The sequence below is a fragment of the Klebsiella sp. RHBSTW-00484 genome, assembly GCF_013705725.1.
Lineage (GTDB): Bacteria > Pseudomonadota > Gammaproteobacteria > Enterobacterales > Enterobacteriaceae > Klebsiella.
The window spans coordinates 1917177-1939886 of sequence record NZ_CP055481.1 but is presented as its reverse complement, the minus strand read 5'-3'; the positions used below and the strand labels follow the sequence as shown (position 1 = coordinate 1939886).

Annotated in this window: 24 protein-coding genes; 9 read left to right on the top strand and 15 right to left on the bottom strand. The window is 52.5% G+C overall.

The features are described 5' to 3' along the window. Window positions 1-21: 21 nt before the first annotated feature. The 3 genes from nuoB to HV213_RS09335 form a co-directional block, all read right to left on the bottom strand. Window positions 22-696, bottom strand: a complete 675-nt coding sequence (nuoB, locus tag HV213_RS09345) for an NADH-quinone oxidoreductase subunit NuoB (RefSeq protein WP_002913178.1) — start codon at window positions 694-696, stop codon at window positions 22-24. Window positions 697-711: 15 nt separating this feature from the next. Further along, complete coding sequence (nuoA, locus tag HV213_RS09340) at window positions 712-1158, bottom strand: NADH-quinone oxidoreductase subunit NuoA (RefSeq protein ID WP_004123140.1); 447 nt, start codon at window positions 1156-1158, stop codon at window positions 712-714. A gap of 652 nt (window positions 1159-1810) precedes the next feature. Next, window positions 1811-2737, bottom strand: coding sequence for a LysR family transcriptional regulator (locus tag HV213_RS09335; protein WP_181485478.1), 927 nt, complete (start codon window positions 2735-2737; stop codon window positions 1811-1813). An 882-nt stretch (window positions 2738-3619) separates the two neighbouring features. Here HV213_RS09335 and alaA point away from each other — a divergent pair. Next, the gene (alaA, locus tag HV213_RS09330) at window positions 3620-4837 is read left to right on the top strand and encodes an alanine transaminase AlaA (protein WP_110272277.1); all 1218 of its coding nucleotides are present in this window, start codon (window positions 3620-3622) and stop codon (window positions 4835-4837) included. A gap of 87 nt (window positions 4838-4924) precedes the next feature. Then, a complete protein-coding gene (yfbR, locus tag HV213_RS09325; RefSeq protein WP_181485477.1) occupies window positions 4925-5524 on the top strand; it encodes a 5'-deoxynucleotidase in 600 nt (199 codons plus the stop codon). Window positions 5525-5577: 53 nt separating this feature from the next. Here yfbR and HV213_RS09320 read toward each other — a convergent pair whose 3' ends face one another. The 4 genes from HV213_RS09320 to yfbV form a co-directional block, all read right to left on the bottom strand. Further along, on the bottom strand, window positions 5578-7410 hold the full coding sequence (locus HV213_RS09320; protein ID WP_181485476.1) for an SLC13 family permease: 1833 nt from the start codon (window positions 7408-7410) through the stop codon (window positions 5578-5580). A gap of 76 nt (window positions 7411-7486) precedes the next feature. After that, window positions 7487-8146 carry a sugar phosphatase gene (locus HV213_RS09315; RefSeq protein WP_181485475.1) on the bottom strand — a complete coding sequence of 220 codons (660 nt, stop codon included), beginning with the start codon at window positions 8144-8146 and terminating at the stop codon, window positions 7487-7489. 11 nt (window positions 8147-8157) lie between these two features. Then, window positions 8158-8652: a YfbU family protein gene (locus tag HV213_RS09310; RefSeq protein WP_181485474.1), complete on the bottom strand. Its 495-nt coding sequence runs from the start codon at window positions 8650-8652 to the stop codon at window positions 8158-8160. Between the two features lie 86 nt (window positions 8653-8738). After that, complete coding sequence (gene yfbV / locus HV213_RS09305) at window positions 8739-9194, bottom strand: terminus macrodomain insulation protein YfbV (protein WP_181485473.1); 456 nt, start codon at window positions 9192-9194, stop codon at window positions 8739-8741. 335 nt (window positions 9195-9529) lie between these two features. Between yfbV and ackA the strand changes: the two genes are divergently transcribed. Next, on the top strand, window positions 9530-10732 hold the full coding sequence (ackA, locus tag HV213_RS09300) for an acetate kinase (protein WP_110272271.1): 1203 nt from the start codon (window positions 9530-9532) through the stop codon (window positions 10730-10732). Between the two features lie 76 nt (window positions 10733-10808). Further along, on the top strand, window positions 10809-12953 hold the full coding sequence (gene pta, locus HV213_RS09295) for a phosphate acetyltransferase (RefSeq protein WP_181485472.1): 2145 nt from the start codon (window positions 10809-10811) through the stop codon (window positions 12951-12953). 46 nt (window positions 12954-12999) lie between these two features. Here pta and HV213_RS09290 read toward each other — a convergent pair whose 3' ends face one another. The 5 genes from HV213_RS09290 to HV213_RS09270 form a co-directional block, all read right to left on the bottom strand. Beyond that, the gene (locus HV213_RS09290; RefSeq protein ID WP_181485471.1) at window positions 13000-13953 is read right to left on the bottom strand and encodes a transketolase family protein; all 954 of its coding nucleotides are present in this window, start codon (window positions 13951-13953) and stop codon (window positions 13000-13002) included. Further along, window positions 13946-14776 carry a transketolase gene (locus tag HV213_RS09285; RefSeq protein ID WP_181485470.1) on the bottom strand — a complete coding sequence of 277 codons (831 nt, stop codon included), beginning with the start codon at window positions 14774-14776 and terminating at the stop codon, window positions 13946-13948. Before HV213_RS09285 ends, HV213_RS09290 begins: the two co-directional genes overlap by 8 nt. Further along, window positions 14773-16164 (bottom strand): PTS ascorbate transporter subunit IIC, encoded by a 1392-nt coding sequence (locus tag HV213_RS09280; RefSeq protein WP_181485469.1) that lies wholly within the window; start codon window positions 16162-16164, stop codon window positions 14773-14775. Before HV213_RS09280 ends, HV213_RS09285 begins: the two co-directional genes overlap by 4 nt. A 20-nt stretch (window positions 16165-16184) precedes the next feature. Continuing rightward, on the bottom strand, window positions 16185-16457 hold the full coding sequence (locus HV213_RS09275; protein ID WP_041146575.1) for a PTS sugar transporter subunit IIB: 273 nt from the start codon (window positions 16455-16457) through the stop codon (window positions 16185-16187). 79 nt (window positions 16458-16536) lie between these two features. Continuing rightward, window positions 16537-16980 (bottom strand): PTS sugar transporter subunit IIA, encoded by a 444-nt coding sequence (locus tag HV213_RS09270; protein ID WP_181485468.1) that lies wholly within the window; start codon window positions 16978-16980, stop codon window positions 16537-16539. A 235-nt stretch (window positions 16981-17215) separates the two neighbouring features. Between HV213_RS09270 and HV213_RS09265 the strand changes: the two genes are divergently transcribed. After that, window positions 17216-18235, top strand: coding sequence for a LacI family DNA-binding transcriptional regulator (locus HV213_RS09265; RefSeq protein ID WP_181485467.1), 1020 nt, complete (start codon window positions 17216-17218; stop codon window positions 18233-18235). 4 nt (window positions 18236-18239) lie between these two features. On the opposite strand, the gene yfcD is transcribed toward HV213_RS09265, so the two are convergent. The 3 genes from yfcD to yfcF are packed head-to-tail and all read right to left on the bottom strand — an operon-like array spanning window position 18240 to window position 20106. Further along, window positions 18240-18794 (bottom strand): NUDIX hydrolase YfcD, encoded by a 555-nt coding sequence (gene yfcD / locus HV213_RS09260; RefSeq protein WP_110272263.1) that lies wholly within the window; start codon window positions 18792-18794, stop codon window positions 18240-18242. A gap of 58 nt (window positions 18795-18852) precedes the next feature. Continuing rightward, window positions 18853-19404, bottom strand: a complete 552-nt coding sequence (yfcE, locus tag HV213_RS09255) for a phosphodiesterase (RefSeq protein WP_181485466.1) — start codon at window positions 19402-19404, stop codon at window positions 18853-18855. Window positions 19405-19461: 57 nt separating this feature from the next. Further along, entirely contained in the window at window positions 19462-20106 is a 645-nt protein-coding gene (gene yfcF / locus HV213_RS09250) for a glutathione transferase (protein ID WP_181485465.1), read from the bottom strand. Between the two features lie 163 nt (window positions 20107-20269). Here yfcF and yfcG point away from each other — a divergent pair, with 163 nt between their 5' ends. The 4 genes from yfcG to HV213_RS33555 all read left to right on the top strand — a co-directional run bounded on the left by yfcG (window position 20270) and on the right by HV213_RS33555 (window position 22710). Further along, window positions 20270-20899: a GSH-dependent disulfide bond oxidoreductase gene (yfcG, locus tag HV213_RS09245; RefSeq protein WP_181485464.1), complete on the top strand. Its 630-nt coding sequence runs from the start codon at window positions 20270-20272 to the stop codon at window positions 20897-20899. Window positions 20900-20964: 65 nt separating this feature from the next. After that, the gene (folX, locus tag HV213_RS09240; protein WP_181485463.1) at window positions 20965-21327 is read left to right on the top strand and encodes a dihydroneopterin triphosphate 2'-epimerase; all 363 of its coding nucleotides are present in this window, start codon (window positions 20965-20967) and stop codon (window positions 21325-21327) included. A 19-nt stretch (window positions 21328-21346) separates the two neighbouring features. After that, window positions 21347-22240, top strand: coding sequence for a TIGR01777 family oxidoreductase (locus HV213_RS09235; protein ID WP_181485462.1), 894 nt, complete (start codon window positions 21347-21349; stop codon window positions 22238-22240). A gap of 215 nt (window positions 22241-22455) precedes the next feature. Continuing rightward, complete coding sequence (locus tag HV213_RS33555; RefSeq protein WP_181485461.1) at window positions 22456-22710, top strand: hypothetical protein; 255 nt, start codon at window positions 22456-22458, stop codon at window positions 22708-22710.

Sequence of the window (22710 nt, the reverse complement as noted above, 5' to 3'; positions counted from 1 at the left end):
TTTCCCGCCCGCAGGCGCAAGTTAAATCTCGTCCGGAGTCCGCAGATTGGTCACTGCAATACGTTCGCCGCGTTTACGCTCGCGTTCCGACTGCATGTTGGCGCGATACACGCCCTGATCGCCAACCACCCACGAGAGAGGACGGCGCTCTTTACCAATGGATTCCTGCAGCAGCATCAGCGCCTGCATATAAGCTTCCGGACGCGGCGGGCAGCCCGGGATGTAAACATCAACCGGAATGAACTTATCCACCCCCTGTACGACAGAGTAAATATCGTACATACCGCCGGAGTTAGCGCATGCACCCATGGAGATAACCCACTTTGGCTCCAGCATCTGATCATAAAGACGCTGAATAACCGGGGCCATTTTGGTGAAGCAGGTGCCCGCCACTACCATCAGGTCCGCCTGACGCGGGGAAGCACGCAGCACTTCAGCGCCAAAACGCGCAACATCGTGCACCGCGGTAAAGGACGTCACCATTTCCACATAGCAGCAAGAAAGGCCAAAGTTATAAGGCCAGATTGAGTTCTTACGGCCCCAGTTCACCATGTCATGCAACGCGTGTTCGAGTTTCCCCATATACACGCTTTTGTTGACTTCTTGCTCAAGGGGGTCAGTTACGATCTCCTGTTTTTGCAGGGGGTAACGGTCGTTCTCACCGTTAGGATCGATGCGGGTGAGCGTATAATCCATCTTATTGCCTCGCTTTTACTGCGTATGACGGTTAGTGGGACTGTCTGTTTCCGGGTTAACCAGCGTGCGACGGGAGCGCGCAGGCGTCCAGTCCAGTGCGCCGATACGAACGAGGTAAACCAGACCAGCCAGTAACACTAAAATGAAAATTGCGGCTTCCACAAAGCCGACCCAACCGCTTTCACGGATAGAAGTCGACCATGCGTAGAGATACAGGGCTTCCACGTCGAAGATAACGAAGAACATGGCAACCAGATAAAACTTCGCAGAAAGGCGTAAGCGAGCTGAACCAACGGAGTCGATCCCGGATTCAAATGGCGTGTTCTTGCTACGCGCGCGTGCGCGTCCGCCGAGGTACCAGCCGCCGACAAGCATCAGGCAGCACAGACCGATAGCGATGATGAGAAATATAGCGAATGCCCAATGATGAGCGATGACTTCAGTGGATGTTGACATACGCAAAGCTTTACCAAAAAAGTGTAGCGCTAAAACCCTCTGCTCTTACTGGCAGATGAACGCCACAGCGTTTCACGGGGAGGAATAAAAAAATAGCCGTGCAAAAAAGCGTCCCTGGTTGATGCGGAAGGCCAGTTGCGGTGGCTTTTTACTCCTTTCATTAACCTTTTGTCAACTTCAACAAAAGTTTTAACAACATTAATTTACATTTGATTTTTTTCATTAACATTAAATGCCCTTTGATGCGGAATAACCTTGCATACCATTCGGATTTAATGCTGTTGAATCGTGTCCGTTTCAATCGTAAATCAAAATTACCCGGCTATTTTGACAGGATTTAGCCACGATTCCTCCCCCTAAGGAGGGGTATTTTCTTGATCTGTGACACGCTTTTGTTAATTGAACCCCAAAAACAGCAACAAACCATCCGGTTTTTTAACATTAGCAGGAAGTATTGAAAGTGCCGAGAAAAGTACAGAAGTGGGATGAAGCGCAAAACTAACTCACTGATTTTAATAAAAACAAATCAATAATATATTCAATTCTTCAATAAAATTTGAAAAAAAAGAACCACAGTGCCCATTTCAGCTTTCTGTGGTTCTTTTTTACACTTACATTTTGTTACCAGTTTTTGTGATGTTTGTTAGCTTTTTGCCCTTCAGGAAACCAGGGAATTATCTCCCCCTTCAGGGGTATAAACATGCTCTGTTGACAACAGTTCGCGATCCGCACTTAGAGACTGGAAAATGGTGCGAGATAACTCACTGGCCTTCTGTGGATCGCAGAGCAACACATAGTGTGTATCCGGCAAAACAGGTAAGCCATCGCTCCTGCCCGGCACCCGGAGCGCCGGGTTCATCATTTCAACGGGTTGCGCGGTCACGCCAAGCCCAGCCTTCACCGCGGCATTAACGCCCGCCAGTGAGGATGCCGCATGGGCCAGATGCCAGGGCAACTGGGCCGTATTGAGTACCGAAATGATATCCTCCCGGAACGGACCCGGCGCATCCAGTAAGATAAGCGGTATAGATTCGCCTTGTGGAAGGTCATAATCTGCTGCGCAGTACCACAGCGTCGGCGAGCGACGTAACGTCAACGTCTCTAAGTTGTCCGTTTGACGGGTTGTCAGCGCGAGATCAATCACCCCATTCTTTAGCATCTCTACTACATCAACATGGCTAAGAACTTTGATTTCCAGCGTCAATTTGGGATAAAAACTTCCGATTCGATTCAATAAGAACGGCAGAATTGTATCCGCCGTCTCATCGGATGCGCCGATGGTTAGCGTTCCCTGTAGGCTGCCGAACATTAACGACATGCAGGCTTCATCATTGAAGCGCAGAATTTTCCGCGCATACCCCAGTAGCTGAATACCCTGTTCCGTGAGTAATTTATTGCGCCCGTGGCGAGCAAAGAGTTCTTTTCCAACCAGTTGCTCCAGTCGTTGCATCTGCTGGCTTACCGCTGACTGTGTACGACACACCGCCACGGCGGCAGCGGCAAACGTATTGAGATCGGCGACGGCAACAAAGGTTCTCAGTAAATCGAGGTCTAAATTTAGTATCGGGCGATTTTCATTTATCATATTTGCTTCACTTACAGGCGACTGATTCTTGCCTTGTTGATGCTGTGTCCAGCTTCCGGCTATTCCTTAAGCCTCGTGTTATCCGCAATGGATGAACAACTGGAAGAACGTTATTGCATTTGAAAACACTCGTCCGCAGCAAATGTGCGGAATTTTTGAGTAATATTTTGTTCGTAGACCTAAGCGCTTTTAATTACGGTATTCCCGCTTTATGTGATGTAACGCATAAAATATGCCATCAACGACCATTATCTGCTATCTACAAGCAAGTAAATCTTGTTGTAGCCTCAGGAAAGACAAACAAAAAAACCTGCAATAACAATGTATTAATAGAAAACGCTGCCTGACATAGCGGCATATCACTATTAACGGCGATATTCTAACCGAAAACCGCAATATTTATAAGTGTTATTCAGTATTATCTCAGGTGATTTTAAACATTTTTCAGCACCTTAATTAAATTAACAAATCTAAGAATATTCCTTTCAAAAAATAAGATTCATTAATTTATTAAATGTTTTCCATTAAAAAATGACTGCCACGTTTGTTACAAACTTCAGTGTATTGTGAGTTAAAGTTGTCAAAAATGGATAACGTGTTTTATGCGCAAAAAACCAGCGCCCGTCGCCTTCCTTAAGTACAAACCAGATAAACTTTCATAAAAAATCACGCATGCACAACATAAAACCACGACATTAAGCATATTAGGTATATTGTATAAACTAACCGACCATTCCACAGGCAAATTGATTACACTAAAAAAACATTTATGGCAAAATCTTCTCCTGTTAACCCTTCAAAACAGCGGGGATGCGGAGTACATTATTCCGTGCTGACTTCCACGGCAGGGAGTGGCGATAACAGCTAAAAGGTCAAAGGTTCATGTCCCCCATCGAAAAATCCAGCAAGTTAGATAACGTCTGTTACGATATCCGCGGCCCGGTTCTGAAAGAGGCTAAACGCCTTGAAGAAGAAGGCAATAAAGTCCTGAAGCTGAACATCGGCAACCCGGCGCCGTTTGGCTTTGACGCACCTGATGAAATTCTCGTCGACGTCATCCGAAATCTCCCGACAGCCCAGGGCTACTGCGACTCTAAGGGCCTCTATTCCGCCCGCAAAGCCATTATGCAGCACTACCAGGCCCGCGGCATGCGCGATGTCACGGTCGAAGATATCTATATCGGTAACGGGGTTTCTGAGCTTATCGTGCAGGCCATGCAGGCGCTGCTTAATAGCGGCGATGAGATGCTGGTACCCGCGCCCGATTATCCTTTATGGACCGCCGCAGTGTCTCTTTCCAGCGGAAAAGCGGTGCACTACCTTTGTGATGAGTCTTCCGACTGGTTCCCGGACCTCGATGATATCCGCGCTAAAATCACTCCGCGTACTCGCGGCATTGTGATTATCAACCCGAATAACCCAACGGGTGCGGTGTATTCAAAAGAGCTGCTGATGGAGATCGTCGAGATCGCCCGTCAGCATAATCTGATTATTTTCGCCGATGAGATCTACGACAAGATCCTCTACGATCACGCACAGCACCACTCTATCGCGCCGCTGGCGCCGGACCTGCTCACCATCACCTTTAACGGCCTGTCAAAAACATACCGCGTTGCAGGCTTCCGTCAGGGCTGGATGGTGCTTAACGGGCCGAAGAAGCACGCGAAGGGCTATATTGAAGGCCTGGAAATGCTGGCCTCTATGCGCCTGTGCGCCAACGTCCCGGCTCAGCACGCGATTCAAACGGCGCTTGGCGGATATCAGAGCATCAGCGAATTTATCGTTCCCGGTGGGCGTTTATACGAACAGCGTAATCGCGCGTGGGAGCTCATTAACGAAATTCCTGGCGTATCCTGCACCAAGCCGAAAGGCGCGCTGTATATGTTCCCGAAAATCGACGCCAAACGCTTCAATATCCACGATGACCAGAAGATGGTGCTGGATTTCCTGCTGCAGGAAAAAGTGCTATTGGTTCAGGGTACAGCATTCAACTGGCCGTGGCCGGATCACGTGCGTATTGTCACCCTCCCACGTGAAGACGATCTGGAACTGGCAATCACCCGCTTCGGTCGTTTCCTTTCCGGTTACCATCAGCTCTGATTTTGTCAGACCCGCCGCCGGAATTTGCATCCGGCGGCAATCCCTGCGCACAATGACCCCCGACGTTGTTACTGATTAAGGGTTCCTATGAGTCAGAGTCATTTCTTTGCCCACCTCTCCCGCCTGAAACTGATCGGCCGCTGGCCGCTGATGCGCAATGTGCGCACCGAAAACGTCTCCGAACACAGTTTGCAGGTGGCGATGGTTGCCCATGCGCTGGCAGCCATTAAAAATCGTAAATTTGGCGGCCAGGTTAATGCCGAACGGATTGCATTGTTAGCGATGTACCACGATGCTTCGGAAGTCCTGACCGGCGATCTCCCTACTCCAGTGAAGTATTTCAACTCGCAGATTGCGCAAGAATACAAAGCCATCGAGAAAATCGCTCAGCAGAAGCTGATCGAGATGGTTCCTGATGAATTACGCGATATTTTTGAGCCGCTGATTGACGAGCATCACTATAGCGATGAGGAGAAATCCCTCGTTAAACAGGCTGATGCGCTATGCGCCTATCTTAAGTGCCTGGAAGAACTGTCGGCGGGCAACAATGAGTTTCTGCTGGCCAAAGGTCGTCTTGAGAAAACGCTGGAATCACGCCGCAGCGAGGAGATGGACTATTTTATGCAGGTATTTGTGCCAAGCTTCCATCTTTCACTGGATGAAATTAGCCAGGACTCACCTTTATAAACAGGCTTATCCCCGGTCAGCAGATGCATGACCGGGGCGATTTATCTGCGGAATCAGAACGGAAACAGCACCGGGATCAGCAGTACGCACACCACCATGACCATCACGGTAAACGGTACGCCAATCTTTACGAAATCGCTGAATGAATACTTACCCGGCCCAAGCACCAGCGTATTCACCGGCGACGATACAGGCGTCATAAACGCCGCTGAAGCCGCCATTGCCACCACCATCGCGAAGGGATAAGGCGATACCCCCATCGACTTCGCCGCCGCCAGCGCAATGGGCGCCATCAGCACCGCGGTGGCGGTGTTTGAGATAAACAAGCCAATCGCTGCACACATCACGAACAGGCAGCCAAGCATCAGATATGGCCCTCTACTGCCCGCTACGTCCATCAAGCCTTTAACCACCAGATCCACACCGCCGGTTTTTTGCAACGCCAGGGCAAAAGGCATCATCCCGACAATCAAAATAATACTCGGCCAGTGAATCGCTTTGTATGCGCTCTCGGCGTTAATACAACGGAATTTACCCATCAGCAAACAGGCGATAATGGCTGCTATCGGGTTGGGAATTTCGTCAGTCAGCATCAGCGCTACCATCAGCACCAGGCAGAAAATGGCGTGCGGAGCCTGACTGTGCGCAGGTGAGGCGTCATTGACTTCAATTGGCATATTCAGCACCACAAAGTCGCGGCCCCGCTTAGCCAACAGGGCAATTTGCCGCCAGTTACCGACCACCAGCATGATATCGCCAAGTTGCAAAGACTCATCGGTCACCGCGCCATCAAGGGCTTTACCATCACGCTTTAGCCCCACGATGTTTAGATCGAAACGAGTACGAAAAGCGATTTCGCGCACCGTTTTGCCTATCAGCTCGGAATCGGGGATCAGCGAGACCTCCGCCATCCCTACGTCCAGAGCCTGGTCGGAAAAATACTCGCCGCGCAGGATCATAGGTTCGAGCATTTGCTCGCCGCAGAACTGGCGTAAATCCACATCCGAGGCGGACATATCGATCAGCAATACATCACGAGCGCGAAATTCCGATACTCCATTTACGTTAACGATAACTCGCCGAAAACGTCTCCAGCGCTCAACCCCGATAACGTTCGCACCGTAGCGTTCGCGCAGTTTCAGATCATCCAGGCGCTGGCCAATCATTGGCGATCCGGGACGAATTGCCAGACGGCGCGCTCTCCCCGTCAGATGGTAATCTTTGATTAAATCGCGGAAAGTGCTTCTTTTACGGCCATCACGCGCTTGCTCGCTCTCTTCCCCTCTGAGCATGAAGCGCATCACCAGCATATAGAAAACACCCAGTACCAGTACCACCAGGCCTATTGGCGTGACGCTAAAAAAGCCAAATCCCTGTAACCCTTCACGTAAAAGCTCGCTGTTGACCACCAGGTTGGGAGGCGTGGCGACCAGGGTCATCATCCCACTGATCAGTCCGGCAAAACTGAGCGGCATCATCAGGCGCGAGGGCGACGTATTCATGCGCATTGAAACGCTAAGCACCACAGGAATAAAAATAGCCACCACGCCCGTTGAGCTCATAAAAGCGCCCAATCCGGCAACGGTAAGCATGAGAAACACCAGCATTTTGGTTTCGCTGTTACCGGCAACCTTCACCAGCCAGGACCCCATTTTGGTAGCGACCCCGGTACGCACCAGACCATCGCCAATAATAAATAGCGCGGCGATAAGAATGACGTTGGGATCGCTAAAACCTGAGAAAGCTTCGCTGAGGGTCAGCGTATCGCTAAGGACAAAAGCAACAATGACTAACAGTGCGATAGCGTCCATGCGCACTTTTCCGGTGGCAAAGAGCACTACGGCTACGGCAAGAAGAGATAACACCCAAATCAATTCACCGTTCACAACTTATCCTTGTCAGAAGATGGAGTTGGAAGTTTGGCATAAAAAAGCCCCGCCAGTGCGGGGCTAAATCATGAGATTAGTCTTTAAGGCTAACATTCACATTGCCGTCGACCAGACGCTCAACCTTCAGGTTCTCAAGCGTCGTTAACACAAAATCTGCTTCATCAAGCCGCGGCGCATCCGCAGGCACATTTACTGCGATAGTCCGGCAGCCAGCAGTCAGCCCGGAGAGCAGCCCGGCAGGGGCATCCTCCACGACAGCGCAATCTTTCGGCTCCAGACCCAACAGTTCAGCCCCCAACAGATAAGCGTCCGGAGCGGGCTTTCCGTGTTTCACACGCTCGGCGGTGACGAAAACATTGGTGTCAGGCAACCCCGCCGCACGGTGACGTGCATGGGCGACAGGTATCGAACCCGACGTCACGATCGCCCAGGGAATACCGGCCTGGTCGAGAGTATTGAGTAACGCAACCGCCCCAGGCAGCGCCGTTATGCCATCCGTATCCGTCGCCTCTACCGTTTCCAGCCGGGTGAACTCGGCCTGAATCTCTTCTTCGCTGCGGCCGGGTAGAAAATGACGCAACGAGGTTATCGCCTGCTTGCCATGAATGAAGTTCAATACTTCATCGTGCGGGATACCGAACCGATCCGCCCATTTGCACCACGAACGTTCCACTACTGGTAACGAATCGACCAATGTCCCGTCAAGATCAAACAGGAAACCTTTACACTGCACGGGAACCTCCATCAGGCATTGATAATTTGATTAATTTCGTTGCTGCTTAAATGATACTGACGCGGGCAAGAGTGCCAGGCGTTAAGCATACGCTGGTATTTTTCCCACATTGGGGTTTGCGAATTGAAGCCGTGAGTCCCGGCGTCAAAATGGCTGTAACGCCCTTCAATGTTAACGATAAAGCGAACATATCCGAGGTAACGGGCTTCGGTCGCCACGTCAAAACCAAGGAAAGTCACCCGACGCTCGTCGATTTCGCTGGAATCCTTGAGGTTAGTCCAGGAGACATGCAATGCGTGATACATCTCCATGATATCAATGACGGTACGGCAGGTTTCCTCTGTCAGCTGGCCAAATTCGCGGTCCAGCTCGCGCATCTGCAACCCATATCCACGCTCAATGATGGTCTGTAGACGACGGTAACGTTCAGCGTTGTCCGGGTCGAGCATCGTCATCATCTTGTACTGATTAGATAAAATCAGACGCTGCGCATTGGTCATTTCCATTTTTTGACTCCTGTAGCACTTTTTGGCGTGAAAAAAGAAGGCGCATGAATCATGCGCCTTCTTTTATATGCGTTTTCCTGATGCAATTACAAATCATCCAGGAAAGTTTTATCCAGTTGTTTGAAGGCGCGCTTAAGCGTGTCAGCTAAAGCCTGGTAATCGGGCTTGCCGTCAACCGGTGCCAGCGCCTGCCCCGCCTCCTGCAGTTTACCGCGAACTTCATAAAACCAATTCAGCACCGATGGCGGCAGCGGCGTAACTGAACGTTTCCCCAGCCACCATAAACCTTGCATCGGCAGGCTCAGCGCAAACAGCGCCGTGGCGACAGCTGGACCTAATTGCCCGCCAAGGGCGATTTGCCAGCACAGTGTGAAGATAGCGACTGGCGGCATAATGCGAATCGCATAGTGGGTGGCGCGAATAATGCGGTTTTCGATAAATACCGGAGCGAGACGTTTATCCAGAGGCCAGGTCTTTGCGTAGTGCTGCCCATGGCGAAACAAGCCAAAAAAGCTAACGGGGCGATTCTCGGGACTGGACATGGCTTTACCTCAACTTTACATATAAAACTTAAAAAATTCGTGCAAAACACCAACTGTGCATGACAACGTTCAAAAGATTTTGGCAATGGTTACGCAATCAGGTATTCTGTGCCGACCTGAAGGGCAGTTAGACCCTTTTACCAGATTAGTCAAATTATCGCATATTCTGCCATTAGCTGAAAATTAGGCAAAATGGCATAAAATCAAATGTACTTCTCCCATCATGCCCAAAAACGTTCAAGGCATGATGTTAATCATAAATGTCGATGTCATCCTGCGCTACGCTTTGTGACACACTGACGTTTTTTTAGCCACGTATCATAAAAGGTACTTCCATGTCGAGTAAGTTAGTACTGGTTCTGAACTGCGGTAGCTCCTCTCTGAAATTCGCTATCCTTGATGCCCTAAACGGTGACGAATACCTGTCCGGTTTAGCTGAATGTTTCCATCTTCCGGAAGCCCGTATCAAATGGAAAATGGACGGCAGCAAGCAAGAAGCCGAATTAGGCGCGGGCGCTGCTCACAGTGAAGCACTTAACTTTATCGTTAACACTATTCTGGCACAAAAACCAGAACTGTCCGCTCAGATAACCTCTATTGGCCATCGTATCGTTCACGGCGGCGAGAAATACACCAGCTCCGTAGTGATTGATGACTCCGTCATCCAGGGTATCAAAGATTCCGCATCTTTCGCTCCGCTGCACAACCCGGCGCACCTGATCGGTATCGCAGAAGCACTGAAATCCTTCCCGCATCTGAAAGACAAGAACGTTGCCGTGTTTGACACCGCGTTCCATCAGACCATGCCGGAAGAATCTTACCTTTATGCCCTGCCGTACAGCCTGTACAAAGAGCACGGCGTACGTCGCTACGGCGCGCACGGCACCAGCCACTTCTATGTGACTCAGGAAGCCGCTAAGGTTCTGAACAAACCGGTTGAAGAACTGAACATCATCACCTGCCACCTGGGCAATGGTGGTTCCGTTTCTGCTATCCGCAACGGTAAATGCGTTGATACTTCTATGGGGCTGACCCCGCTGGAAGGTCTGGTCATGGGCACCCGTTCTGGTGACATCGATCCAGCAATCATTTTCCATCTGCACGATGCCCTTGGCATGAGCGTAGACGCTATCAACAAAATGCTGACCAAAGAGTCCGGTCTGCTCGGTCTGACCGAAGTGACCAGCGACTGCCGCTATGTTGAAGACAACTACAAAGAAAAAGCAGATGCTAAACGTGCAATGGACGTTTACTGCCATCGCCTGGCAAAATACATCGGTTCCTATACCGCGCTGATGGACGGTCGTCTGGACGCAGTTGTGTTCACCGGTGGTATCGGTGAGAACGCGGCTATGGTTCGCGAGCTATCCCTGGGCAAACTGGGCGTTCTGGGCTTCGAAGTTGATCACGAACGCAACCTGGCTGCCCGTTTCGGCAAGTCTGGCTTCATCAACAAAGAAGGCACCCGCCCGGCTGTCGTCATTCCGACCAACGAAGAGCTGGTCATCGCGCAAGACGCCAACCGTCTGACCGCTTGATTCCACACCGCCAGCCTAGCTGGCGGTGCTGTTTTGTATCCCGCCCGATACTGGCGGTAACGAAAGAGGATATATCGTGTCCCGTACAATCATGTTGATCCCTACCGGAACCAGCGTAGGCCTGACCAGCGTCAGCCTCGGCGTTATCCGTGCTATGGAACGTAAAGGCGTTCGTCTGAGCGTCTTTAAACCTATCGCCCAGCCGCGTGCTGGTGGCGATGCACCAGACCAGACCACTACCATCATTCGCGCGAACTCCGACCTTCCGGCCGCAGAACCGTTAAAAATGAGCCACGTTGAGTCGCTGCTTTCCAGCAACCAGAAAGACGTGCTGATGGAAGAGATCATCGCCAACTACCATGCTAATGCTCAGGATGCTGAAGTCGTGCTGGTTGAAGGCCTGGTGCCGACCCGCAAACATCAGTTTGCCCAGTCGCTGAACTACGAAATTGCTAAAACGCTGAACGCGGAAATCGTCTTCGTGATGTCTCAGGGCACCGATACTCCGGAACAGCTGAAAGAACGCATGGAACTGACTCGCAGCAGCTTCGGCGGCGCGAAAAACACCAGCATTACCGGCGTTATCGTCAACAAGCTGAACGCTCCGGTTGATGAGCAGGGTCGCACCCGCCCGGACCTGTCCGAAATTTTCGATGACTCTTCCAAAGCGAAAGTCGTGAAAATTGACCCGGTTCTGCTGCAAAACGGTAGCCCGCTACCGGTTCTTGGCGCAGTGCCGTGGAGCTTCGATCTGATTGCCACTCGTGCGATTGATATGGCGCATCACCTGAACGCCACCATCATCAACGAAGGCGACATCAATACTCGCCGCGTGAAGTCTGTGACCTTCTGCGCACGTAGCATCCCGCATATGCTGGAACACTTCCGTGCCGGTTCTCTGCTGGTCACCTCCGCAGACCGCCCTGACGTGCTGGTTGCAGCCTGTCTGGCAGCGATGAACGGCGTAGAAATCGGCGCTATCCTGCTGACCGGGGCCTATGAAATGGACCCTCGTGTAAGCAAGCTGTGCGAACGTGCATTTGCGACCGGCCTGCCGGTATTCATGGTTAACACCAACACCTGGCAGACCTCTCTCAGCCTGCAGAGCTTTAACCTCGAAGTCCCGGCTGACGATCACGCGCGCATCGAGAAAGTTCAGGAATACGTTGCTAACTACATCAACGCTGACTGGATTGAATCCCTGACCGCCACTTCCGAGCGCAGCCGTCGCCTCTCTCCGCCTGCCTTCCGCTATCAGCTCACCGAGCTGGCGCGTAAAGCCGGCAAACGCGTTGTTCTGCCGGAAGGTGACGAACCGCGTACCGTTAAAGCTGCCGCTATCTGTGCTGAACGCGGTATCGCCACCTGCGTGCTGCTGGGTAACCCGGATGAGATCATCCGCGTTGCGGCATCGCAGGGCGTTGAGCTGGGCACGGGTGTTGAAATCGTTGATCCAGAAGTGGTTCGCGAAAGCTACGTTGCTCGTCTGGTCGAACTGCGTAAAAGCAAAGGGATGACCGAAACCGTCGCCCGCGAACAGCTGGAAGACAACGTGGTTCTCGGCACCCTGATGCTGGAACAAGACGATGTTGACGGTCTGGTTTCCGGTGCGGTTCATACCACTGCGAACACCATCCGTCCGCCGCTGCAGCTGATCAAAACTGCACCAGGCAGCTCGCTGGTTTCTTCCGTGTTCTTCATGCTGCTGCCAGAACAGGTTTACGTTTACGGCGACTGCGCGATCAACCCGGATCCGACGGCTGAACAGTTGGCTGAAATCGCCATTCAGTCTGCAGACTCTGCAACTGCTTTCGGTATCGAACCGCGCGTTGCGATGCTCTCCTACTCCACCGGCACCTCTGGCGCAGGCAGCGATGTAGAGAAAGTACGCGAAGCGACTCGTCTGGCGCAGGAAAAACGTCCTGACCTGATGATCGACGGCCCGCTGCAGTACGACGCCGCGGTAATGGCTGACGTTGCGAAATCCAAAGCGCCGAACTCTCCGGTTGCCGGTCGCGCTACCGTGTTCATCTTCCCGGACCTGAACACCGGTAACACCACTTATAAAGCCGTACAGCGTTCTGCCGACCTGATCTCCATCGGACCAATGCTGCAGGGTATGCGTAAGCCAGTGAACGACCTGTCCCGTGGCGCGCTGGTAGACGATATCGTCTACACCATCGCTCTGACCGCGATTCAGTCGTCTCAGCAGCAAGCATAATCTGTCACCGGCATGAAAAAAGGCGACCGTTTGGTCGCCTTTTTATTTACAGCAGCTCTCGCGCCGCCGAGACAATATCATGCGCCGTCAGGCCATACTCCTTCTGCAAAAAGTCCTGCGTTCCCACCTGACCATAGCGTTCTTTCACTCCCACGCGACGCATCGGTACCGGACAGGTTTCCACCAATACCTCCGCCACCGCCGATCCCAGGCCATTATGAATACTGTGGTTTTCACAGGTGACGATACGCCCAGTTTTTTCAGCATAGTTTTTCACCAGCATGCGATCGATAGGCTTCAAGGTAAACATATCAATCACTGCCGCGCTGACCCCTTCCTGTTCGAGCTGGCGCGCCGCCTCCAGCGCTTCTGCAACCATAATGCCGTTGGCGATCAGTGTGATATCCTCACCTTCGCGCAGCACGTTACCCTTGCCGATGGTAAATGTTGAGCCCGCCGCATACACGCTTGGCGCCTGTTTACGGATCGTGCGCACCCAGTAGAAACCGTCGAGATCGATAAGCTGGCGCAGGATATCGTCGAACATTACTGCATCGGTCACCTCCAGCACCACCGAGTGCGCCAGGCCACGCACAATGCCCATATCCTCAAACGACATGTGGGTTCCGCCATTATGGCAGGCGGTAATACCGGCATCCGAGGCGATCACTTTGACGTTATTGCGCTGATAATCCAGCGACATAAACAGTTGGTCAAAGCAGCGACGGCTGGCGAAGGCGGTAAAGGTATGAACAAATGGCTTGCGTCCGGTCAACGCCAGCCCGGCAGCGGTGCCAATCACGTTAGCTTCCATAATGCCGCAGTTGATCACATGCTGCGGATACTCCCGCGCCACACCGTCCATCGCCATTGAGCTCATCAAGTCAGCTTCCAGGGCAATAATCGGGCTGCCCGCTTCAATCTCTTGTGTGATGAATCTGGCGTAGACCTTGCGCATCTCCACACTATCTTTTTGTCCTGCGGGTGCAACCTTAATCATGTGCGGCCTCCAGTTGGCGAATCGTCTCGTTCAGCGCCTCTTTCATCTCATCCGTCAGACGCAGGTGGTGGTTATTACTGAGCTGCTCGAGGTACGGCACGCCCTGCCCTTTAATGCTGTCGAGGATCACCACTCGCGGACGTGCATCCGCAGGTGGGTGCGGCTGAACCGCCGCCAGCAGTCCGGAAATGTCATCACCTTTCACCGTGACGACATCAAAACCAAAGGCGCGGAATTTATCTTCCAGATTGAAAGCGCAGATAATTTCGTCCAGCGTGCCGTCCAGCTGTAACTTGTTCCAGTCAACAAACACCGTCAGATTATTCAGCCGATGGTGGGCGATAAACTGGAACGCTTCCCAGCACTGGCCTTCATTCAGCTCGCCGTCGCCGACGATGCAGAACACGCGATTCGCGCGCCCCGCCAGCTTATGCGACAACGCCATGCCGCCAGCGATAGAAATCCCCTGCCCCAGCGATCCGGTCGTGGCATCGACGCCGCGCGTTTTCAGCCTGTCCGGGTGGCTGGGCAGTCGCGTACCGTTATGGTTGAGCGTGCTTAGCTCTTCCAATGGGAAATAGCCCTTGATGGCTAACGTGCTGTATAACGCCGGGCCCGCATGACCTTTCGACAGTACAAAGTAATCGCGCTCCGGCCAGTCCGGATCGGCGGGGTCGATTTTCATTACCGCGCCATATAACACCGCCAGCGTTTCCACCACCGACATACTGCCGCCATAGTGACCAAAACCCAGATTCGTCAGCGATTTTAAGGTGGCGACGCGAATGTCTCGCGCCAGTTGGGTCACTTCTTTCACATTCATGATTTGGCTCCGCTGTTCTCCTGCGCGCTACCGCCCGCAGATTTCTTTTTCGCAAAAATGTTGTAGGCCACCAGCAGTGCGAACAACGCCACGACAAGACCCGTAATTGCCATCGGTGACAGGTAGCGCGCCAGGTTACCGAGCACAATCCCTACCGCGCCAAAGTCCGCATCAGAGAAAGTCGTGTTGGCAAAACCAATCGCCCCCAGCACCGGAAGCAGCAGCACTGGCAGGAAGGTGATCAGCAGACCGTTGGCAAAAGCACCGATCATTGCTCCACGACGACCACCGGTAGCATTGCCGAACACCCCGGCAGTCGCACCGGTAAAGAAGTGCGGCACCACGCCCGGCAAAATCAGTACCCACTTAAACTGCCCGCAGAGGAATAACCCGACCAGACCACCGAGGAAGCTAAACAGGAAACCAATCAGCACGGCATTGGGCGCGTAGGGGTAAACAACCGGACAGTCCAGCGCAGGGCGCGCATTTGGCACCAGCTTTTCCGAGAAGCCGGTAAAAGCCGGTACAATTTCCGCCAGAATCAGACGAACCCCTTGCAGGATGATGAACACCCCGGCGGCGAAGGTAATCGCCATAATGATGGCGTACACCAGATAGTTCTGGCCGCCGCTGTAGGTGCTTTCAACATACTCACGCCCCGCACTCACCGCCATGATCAAATAGATAATCATCATGGTCAGCGAAATGGAGATGGAGCTGTCGCGCAGGAAGCTCAGGTTCTTCGGCAGATTCATCTCTTCGGTCGAGCGAGAGCCTTTGCCGCAGACGCTGCCAATCCAGCCTGAGAGCACATAGCCCAGCGTGCCGAAGTGGCCGAAAGCGATATCATCGGTACCGGTAATCCGCTTCATATAGCGCTGCGCCAGCGCCGGGAAGAACGCCATCACCAGTCCGAGAATCAGCGAGCCGGTAAACACGAGTCCGACGCCTTCGAAGCCCGCCACGGTGAGGATCACGCCGATCATACAGGCCATATAGAAGGTGTGATGCCCGGTCAGGAAGATGTATTTCAGACGCGTAAAGCGCGCGACCAGAATATTTGCCACCATCCCAAATGCCATAATCAGCGCGGTTGAAGCACCATATTTTTCCAGAGCAATAGAAACAATCGCCTCGTTATTAGGAATAATCCCCTGAATATTAAAGGCATGCTCAAACATTCCCCCTAGCGGATTAAGCGAGCCAACTAATACCGTCGCACCACCACCCAGAACGATAAATCCCAGAATAGTTTTTATCGTTCCTTTCACGACATCGGAAAAAGATTTTTTTTGCGCTACCAGACCAATTAGCGCAATTAACCCGACCAGAACTGAGGGTACCTTGAGAATATCAACAACAAAATTCAGCGTTTCAAGGATAAACATATCCGCCTCGCTATAAAGAGTTATTGTTTGGCGAACCACGCGCGCAGTTGCGCTTCGAGTTCATTAATGTCGATGATGTTGGTGATCACCACCAGCTGGCTTTCCGGCACGCTGGCGCTGGCGGCAATATCTTTTGCCATCACAAATAAATCTGCCGCGCCCGGCGTTGCCGATGAGAGATCGGAGTGCTCCACTTCAGCTTCTATTTCAAGTTTTTTAAGCACTTTTTTAATATTCATCTCAACCATAAAACTACTGCCCAGGCCTGAACCACAAATTGCCATGATTTTCATTATTATCACCTTTTTTGGGTAGAGTTCGTCTGCATCACGCTAGCGCGTAATGGGTTATAAATCGGATTATCGAATTAACTCAGAATCGTGCAATTATTGTTTTTATCTCCTCCAGGGTTTTCGCCTGATGTAATTTTTCCATATCTTCATCACTGGAAAATAATTCCGCCAGCGCGGAGATCATTTCGATGTGGCTGTGCTTATCCGGTGCCGCAAGCATAATAATAATATCAACCGGGTCGAACTCTTCAGAACCAAATGACACGCCCTGTTCCAGCTTCAGTAGCGATAAACCTAAGCCCTTCGCCCCATCTTCCGGCCGCGCATGCGGCATTGCCAACCCCGGAGCCAGCACATAATACGGCCCCAGTTTATGGTGTTGCTCAGCGATCTCCATCACATACTCAGGCGCGATGACGCCGAATTCAAGCAACGGCCTGGCGCAGATATCCAGCGCCTGCGGCCAGGTTTCTACTTCCTGCTGGAGCGTAATGGTTGCATCAGAGATCCATGTTTTAAGCATCTTGTCCCTCGTTATCAGCAAAAGATGAGCAAACTTTATTCAAGCTACCAATAGTTAACTGCGAGAACGATCACAAAGATAGCGCTACCAACAGATAACATTCAGATTTGTGATAGCGCTATCAATTCATCATCATCATGTGAAAACGCAAAAAAAGTAGGCATTTAAGGCGTATACTGCCAAACACGTGAAGTGATGGATGATGATAAAAAGCGTCTGTTCAACAGGAATGTGTATGTCTCTAACCCGAAAACGGCGTAGTACCGGCAAAGTGACGATCGCCGATGTTGCTCAGCTTGCTGGTGTGGGCACGATGACCGTTTCCCGTGCTCTGCGCACGCCGGAGCAGGTTTCCGATAAACTGCGTGAAAAAATTGAAGCGGCAGTGCAGGAACTGGGATATATGCCCAACCTTGCCGCCAGCGCGCTGGCTTCAGCCTCTTCAAGAACAATAGCGATGGTGGTGCCAAATCTTGCTGAGTCGGGATGTTCAGCAATGTTCGCCGGACTTCAGCAAGTCTTACAGCCTGCGGGCTATCAAATCATGCTGGCGGAGTCACTGCACCGGTTGGAGCAGGAAGAGAAACTGCTGGAAACCCTGTTGGCTTCCAATATCGCCGCCGCCATCCTGCTTAGCGTTGAGCATAGCGATACTGTACGCCATTGGCTGAAGAACGCCTCAATTCCGGTGATGGAAATGGGTGCGATGCGCGCCGACCCCCTCGACATGAATATCGGTATTGATAACGTCGCAGCGATGTTCGAACTCACGGAGATGCTCATCCACCGCGGCTACCAGAATATTGGTCTACTGTGCGCCAACCAGGAGCAGTGGATTTTTCAGCAGCATTTGCAAGGCTGGTATAAAGCGATGCTGCGCCACCATATGTCCCCCAATCGGGTGATTAACGCCGCACTGCCACCCAATTTTTCCACCGGCGCTTCACAACTGCCTGAGTTTTTACTGGCCTGGCCGGAACTGGATGCGCTGGTTTGCGTTTCCGATGAACTGGCATGCGGCGCACTGTATGAATGCCAGCGTCGGCGTATTAAAGTTCCTGACGATTTAGCCGTCGTTGGCTTTGGAGATAGCGATGTCAGTCGGGTTTGCCAACCGCCGTTAACCACGATGGCGGTGCCGCACCACAAGATTGGCATTGAGGCCGGACGTGCGCTGCTGGAGCGCCTGAATGAGGGGAGCTGGAGCGACAGAAAGCCCATCACCTCCAGCTTATGCCTGCGGGATAGCTGTTAGGCGGCTACTCCGCCTCTTCCTGTTTTTCAGCTTTCGATGACTCATTATTAGCATTACGGGTCATCCATAGAGCCAGCGCTTTCAATGAATCCGGCGTGAACTCGTCGCAGCGTGCAGTGATCTCCACTGGCGTCAGCCAGCACACTTCACTCACTTCCTCTTCTTGCAGGGCGAAAGGTCCGTGCGATACGCAGCTAAACAGGCCACCCCAGACGCGGCAGTGTTTATCTTCGTAGTAGAACTGTCCGTGATCGGCAAAGGGGACACCGGCGATGCCGAGCTCTTCTTCCGCTTCGCGGCGCGCGGACTCCAACATTTGCTCATCCGCCTGCACCACGCCACCAGCGGTGGCATCCAGCATTCCCGGATGGAAATCCTTGGTTTCGGTACGGCGCTGCACGAGGATTTTGCCCATCCCATCATGAACAACAATGTAGGTCGCCCGATGACGCAGACACTCCGCACGCATTTGTTCGCGGCTGGATTGTGCTATCACCTCATTGTTTTCATTAACAATATCGACCCATTCTGTGCTTGCCAAATCGTTCTGTTCCGCCATCAGGAAACCTTACTTTTTAAAGCGCTCTCGCGGCGCGTCTATACGGTTGTGGGGTAAATTACGGGTAAATTGCGACCTCTGCAATAACCTGATGATCATCGAGTGCTAAAACCTGCAATCGCCCCTCATCCAGAAGGCCGTAGCTGGGGGAAAATCCCCCTTTGGGAATGCTGACCGAGCCGGGGTTGAAGAGAAAAATCTCACCGCGTTTCTCAGCAACCGGAATATGAGTATGACCATAAGCCAGCACATCGCCAGCGGCGAGCGGAGGTAAATTATCGGGGCTATACAGATGTCCGTGGGTCAGAAACAGGCGCAAGCGATCGCTTAAAACCTGCTGCCAGGGAGCGGTAATGGGGAAATGAAGCAGCATCTGGTCAACTTCGCTGTCGCAATTGCCACGCACGGCAATCACCCGCTCCGCCACGCTATTCAGCTTATCCGCAACCTGAGCAGGGGCATAACCTTCGGGTAGCGCGTTACGCGGCCCGTGATTGAGCACATCACCAAGGATCACCAGCCACTGTGCCCCACTTTGCGCGAACAGTTCAAGTACGCGATCAGTTGCGGGCAGAGAGCCGTGGATATCCGATGCAAACATCAGCTTCATACTATTCCATCTCCACGCATTACGATGCGCCTATGATAACGGAACCGCTGAGGCTTATCAGCCCGCGCGTTTAGCCGACAGTGCGACGTAGCGCTGAACCGACGCCCGCTGCCACTGGAAGGTGGCGTACTCCACCAGCGCCACTGGTACCTCATCGCCATTGAGTACCAGTCGATTGAGCATCAACGCGAGATCGGTATCGGCAATGGACCACTCGCCAAACAGATTCTGGCCGCCCTGCGCCAGTAGCGCCCCGGCGGTTTCAAACAGTTTCGCGGCGCTTTGCTGCCCGGCTTCGCTGAGCGCCGGTTTCTTTGCTCCGGCAAACACTACGATCGTCGAACGCTCTTCGCGAATCGGCATCAAATCGCTGCGCAGCCAGGCCTGCAACTGACGCGCCCGCGCGCGCTTTTGCAGATCATGGGGATAGAGACGTTCCCACTCCGGCGGCGCAAAGCGTTCGTCCAGATATTCGGTAATCGCCGAAGATTCGCTCAGGGAGAAATCATCGACCTCCAGAAGCGGCACGCGGCGGGTAGCAGAATAGCCTTTCCAGTTGCTTTGCAGATGCTCGCCGCTGTCGAGATTGACGGTTTTAAGGGTAAAAGGCAGGCTCTTTTCCTGCAGGGCAACATACACGGACATCACATACGGCGAGAAAAAATCAGAATCGGACCACAGGGTAATAGCAGGCTGGCTCATGGCATCCTCAATGGCTAATGTAATGGGGGCGATAAGCCAACATATCTTGTCTTTCAAGGGATGTCACTGAGCGCCGCCATGAGGATTTTGCATACTTATACCGAATCGCGTCAGTTCACCTATACTCGAAAAAAGTGTGCGACCTGTGACGGCGGGAGACTTCATGATCGATCTTTACTATGCACCCACCCCCAATGGCCACAAAATTACAATCTTCCTCGAAGAAGCAGGGCTGGCCTGGCGCATGATGCGGGTCGATATTGGCAAAGGTGAACAGTTTCATCCACAATTTCTCGCCATCTCCCCGAATAACAAGATCCCGGCGATCGTCGACCACGCTCCTGTTGACGGCGGCTCGCCGTTGAGCCTGTTTGAATCCGGCGAGATCCTGCTTTATCTGGCGGAAAAAACAGGCAAATTGCTTAGTGGGGAACTGCGCGAACGCCACGTTACGCTACAGTGGCTGTTCTGGCAGGTCGGCGGTTTAGGCCCGATGCTCGGGCAAAATCATCATTTTAACCATTTTGCCCCGCAGGCTGTTCCCTACGCTATTGAGCGCTATCAGGTAGAAACGCAACGTCTGTATGGTGTATTGAACCGACGTCTTGAGCAGAGTCCCTGGCTGGGTGGAAACCACTACAGCATCGCCGACATCGCCTGCTGGCCATGGGTTAATGCCCATCAGCGTCAGCGCGTGGATCTTGTCAATTTCCCCGCGGTATGTAACTGGTTTGAGCGTATTCACCAGCGCCCTGCCACCGTTGAGGCATTACGAAAAATACAAGCGAATTAACCCCCTGCTCGCCCGGGATGCTTTGATGTATGATTGCGGAAATTACTATACGGAGGAAACCTGCAATGTCTCAACCAGACGCCATTATTCGAATTAAGAACCTGCGCCTGCGTACTTTTATTGGTATTAAAGAGGAAGAGATCGCCAACCGCCAGGATGTGGTGGTTAACGTCGCTATACACTACCCGGCGGATCAATCACGTAACAGTGAAGATATTAACGATGCGCTGAACTACCGCACTATCACCAAGCGCATCATTAGCCATATCGAAAATAACCGTTTCTCTCTGCTGGAAAAATTAACTCAGGATGTGCTCGACATCGCACGCGAACATCACTGGGTCACATATGCTGAAGTAGAGATCGATAAACTGCATGCGCTGCGCTACGCCGATTCGGTATCCATGACCATGAGCTGGCGGCGGTAAACGCAGATAAGGGGGCTGTATGAAGATTCTGCTTACTGGTGGCACCGGTCTGATTGGCCGACATCTGATACCCCGGCTGCTGGAGCTTGGGCATAGCGTAACGGTTTCAACACGCAGCCCGGAAAAGGCCAAATCCCGACTCGATTCTCGCGTCACCCTGTGGCGCGATTTCGAGGGTCAGACAAACCTTAACGGCTTTGATGCCGTGATTAATCTGGCCGGCGAACCCATCGCCGATAAACGCTGGACGGCAGAGCAGAAACAGCGCCTCTGCCACAGCCGTTGGGATATCACCCAAAAGCTGGTCACACTGATCAACGCCAGCGACGCTCCACCGTCAGCGCTGATTAGCGGTTCCGCAGCCGGTTACTACGGTGACCTTGGCGAAGTCGTCGTCACCGAAGAAGAGCCGCCGCATAACGAATTCACCCACAAACTTTGCGCCCGCTGGGAGCAGATCGCTTGCGAGGCGCAAAGCGAACATACCCGCGTCTGCCTGCTGCGCACCGGCGTGGTGCTGGCACCACGAGGCGGTATTCTGGCCAAAATGACGCCTGCCTTTAAGCTCGGCCTCGGCGGCCCTATCGGCAGCGGTAGACAGTACCTGGCATGGATCCATATCGACGATATGGTTAACGGTATTCTGTGGCTGCTGGATAACGACCTGCGCGGCCCGTTTAATATGGTTTCCCCTTACCCGGTGCGCAACGAACAGTTTTCTCACGCGCTGGGTCATGCGTTGAATCGCCCGGCGATTTTCCGCGTTCCGGCGGCGGCTATTCGCCTGCTGATGGGCGAATCATCGGTGCTGGTACTCGGCGGCCAGCGAGCGCTGCCGAAGCGCCTGGAAGCCGCCGGATTTGGTTTTCGTTGGTATGACCTGGAAGAAGCTCTGGCCGACGTACTGGGATAGTTCAGGGCTATTTTGCCGCTGGGAGATCCTGCCGGTCTCCCTGCCATGGAACCCGCCTCGCAACAATCAAAACCCACCCACTAAGTCCCCTCTTAATTGTGAATCTGCTTCCAGTGATTATCTTTCCACTCTGTCATAACCCCCTGGTGTGCAATTTTGCATCATTACACGTTGACATCCGTCAACATCATATTCAAAATAACCAGGACATAGTGATGAAGGAACATCCGGATAAACATATCAGAGCAGCCATTGACTATGCGCTCACAAGGGGTTGGGTTTTTATCGCTGGCGGTAAAAGCGCCCACTGTTTTGGAAGGCTAATGTGCGGGACGGCCCGGCATCGGGAACATATGATGAGTATCTGGTCAACGCCTGCAGTCCCCATTAACCACGCCCGGCAGATTATTAGAATGGTCGACCGCTGTCAGGTGCCTTTATCGGCTCAGATTAACCACAAGAAGGACTAA

Coding starts and splice junctions, on each gene's coding strand:
- yfcF (WP_181485465.1), bottom strand. CDS start 20,106: ATGAGCCAGCCTGCTATTACCCTGTGGTCCGATTCTGATTTTTTCTCG.
- HV213_RS09265 (WP_181485467.1), top strand. CDS start 17,216: ATGTCTCTAACCCGAAAACGGCGTAGTACCGGCAAAGTGACGATCGCC.
- HV213_RS09270 (WP_181485468.1), bottom strand. CDS start 16,980: ATGCTTAAAACATGGATCTCTGATGCAACCATTACGCTCCAGCAGGAA.
- HV213_RS09310 (WP_181485474.1), bottom strand. CDS start 8,652: ATGGAAATGACCAATGCGCAGCGTCTGATTTTATCTAATCAGTACAAG.
- HV213_RS09335 (WP_181485478.1), bottom strand. CDS start 2,737: ATGATAAATGAAAATCGCCCGATACTAAATTTAGACCTCGATTTACTG.
- ackA (WP_110272271.1), top strand. CDS start 9,530: ATGTCGAGTAAGTTAGTACTGGTTCTGAACTGCGGTAGCTCCTCTCTG.
- alaA (WP_110272277.1), top strand. CDS start 3,620: ATGTCCCCCATCGAAAAATCCAGCAAGTTAGATAACGTCTGTTACGAT.
- yfcD (WP_110272263.1), bottom strand. CDS start 18,794: ATGGCGGAACAGAACGATTTGGCAAGCACAGAATGGGTCGATATTGTT.
- yfbV (WP_181485473.1), bottom strand. CDS start 9,194: ATGTCCAGTCCCGAGAATCGCCCCGTTAGCTTTTTTGGCTTGTTTCGC.
- HV213_RS09235 (WP_181485462.1), top strand. CDS start 21,347: ATGAAGATTCTGCTTACTGGTGGCACCGGTCTGATTGGCCGACATCTG.
- nuoB (WP_002913178.1), bottom strand. CDS start 696: ATGGATTATACGCTCACCCGCATCGATCCTAACGGTGAGAACGACCGT.
- HV213_RS33555 (WP_181485461.1), top strand. CDS start 22,456: ATGAAGGAACATCCGGATAAACATATCAGAGCAGCCATTGACTATGCG.
- HV213_RS09280 (WP_181485469.1), bottom strand. CDS start 16,164: ATGTTTATCCTTGAAACGCTGAATTTTGTTGTTGATATTCTCAAGGTA.
- HV213_RS09285 (WP_181485470.1), bottom strand. CDS start 14,776: ATGAATGTGAAAGAAGTGACCCAACTGGCGCGAGACATTCGCGTCGCC.
- yfcG (WP_181485464.1), top strand. CDS start 20,270: ATGATCGATCTTTACTATGCACCCACCCCCAATGGCCACAAAATTACA.
- folX (WP_181485463.1), top strand. CDS start 20,965: ATGTCTCAACCAGACGCCATTATTCGAATTAAGAACCTGCGCCTGCGT.
- yfcE (WP_181485466.1), bottom strand. CDS start 19,404: ATGAAGCTGATGTTTGCATCGGATATCCACGGCTCTCTGCCCGCAACT.
- yfbR (WP_181485477.1), top strand. CDS start 4,925: ATGAGTCAGAGTCATTTCTTTGCCCACCTCTCCCGCCTGAAACTGATC.
- HV213_RS09275 (WP_041146575.1), bottom strand. CDS start 16,457: ATGAAAATCATGGCAATTTGTGGTTCAGGCCTGGGCAGTAGTTTTATG.
- HV213_RS09290 (WP_181485471.1), bottom strand. CDS start 13,953: ATGATTAAGGTTGCACCCGCAGGACAAAAAGATAGTGTGGAGATGCGC.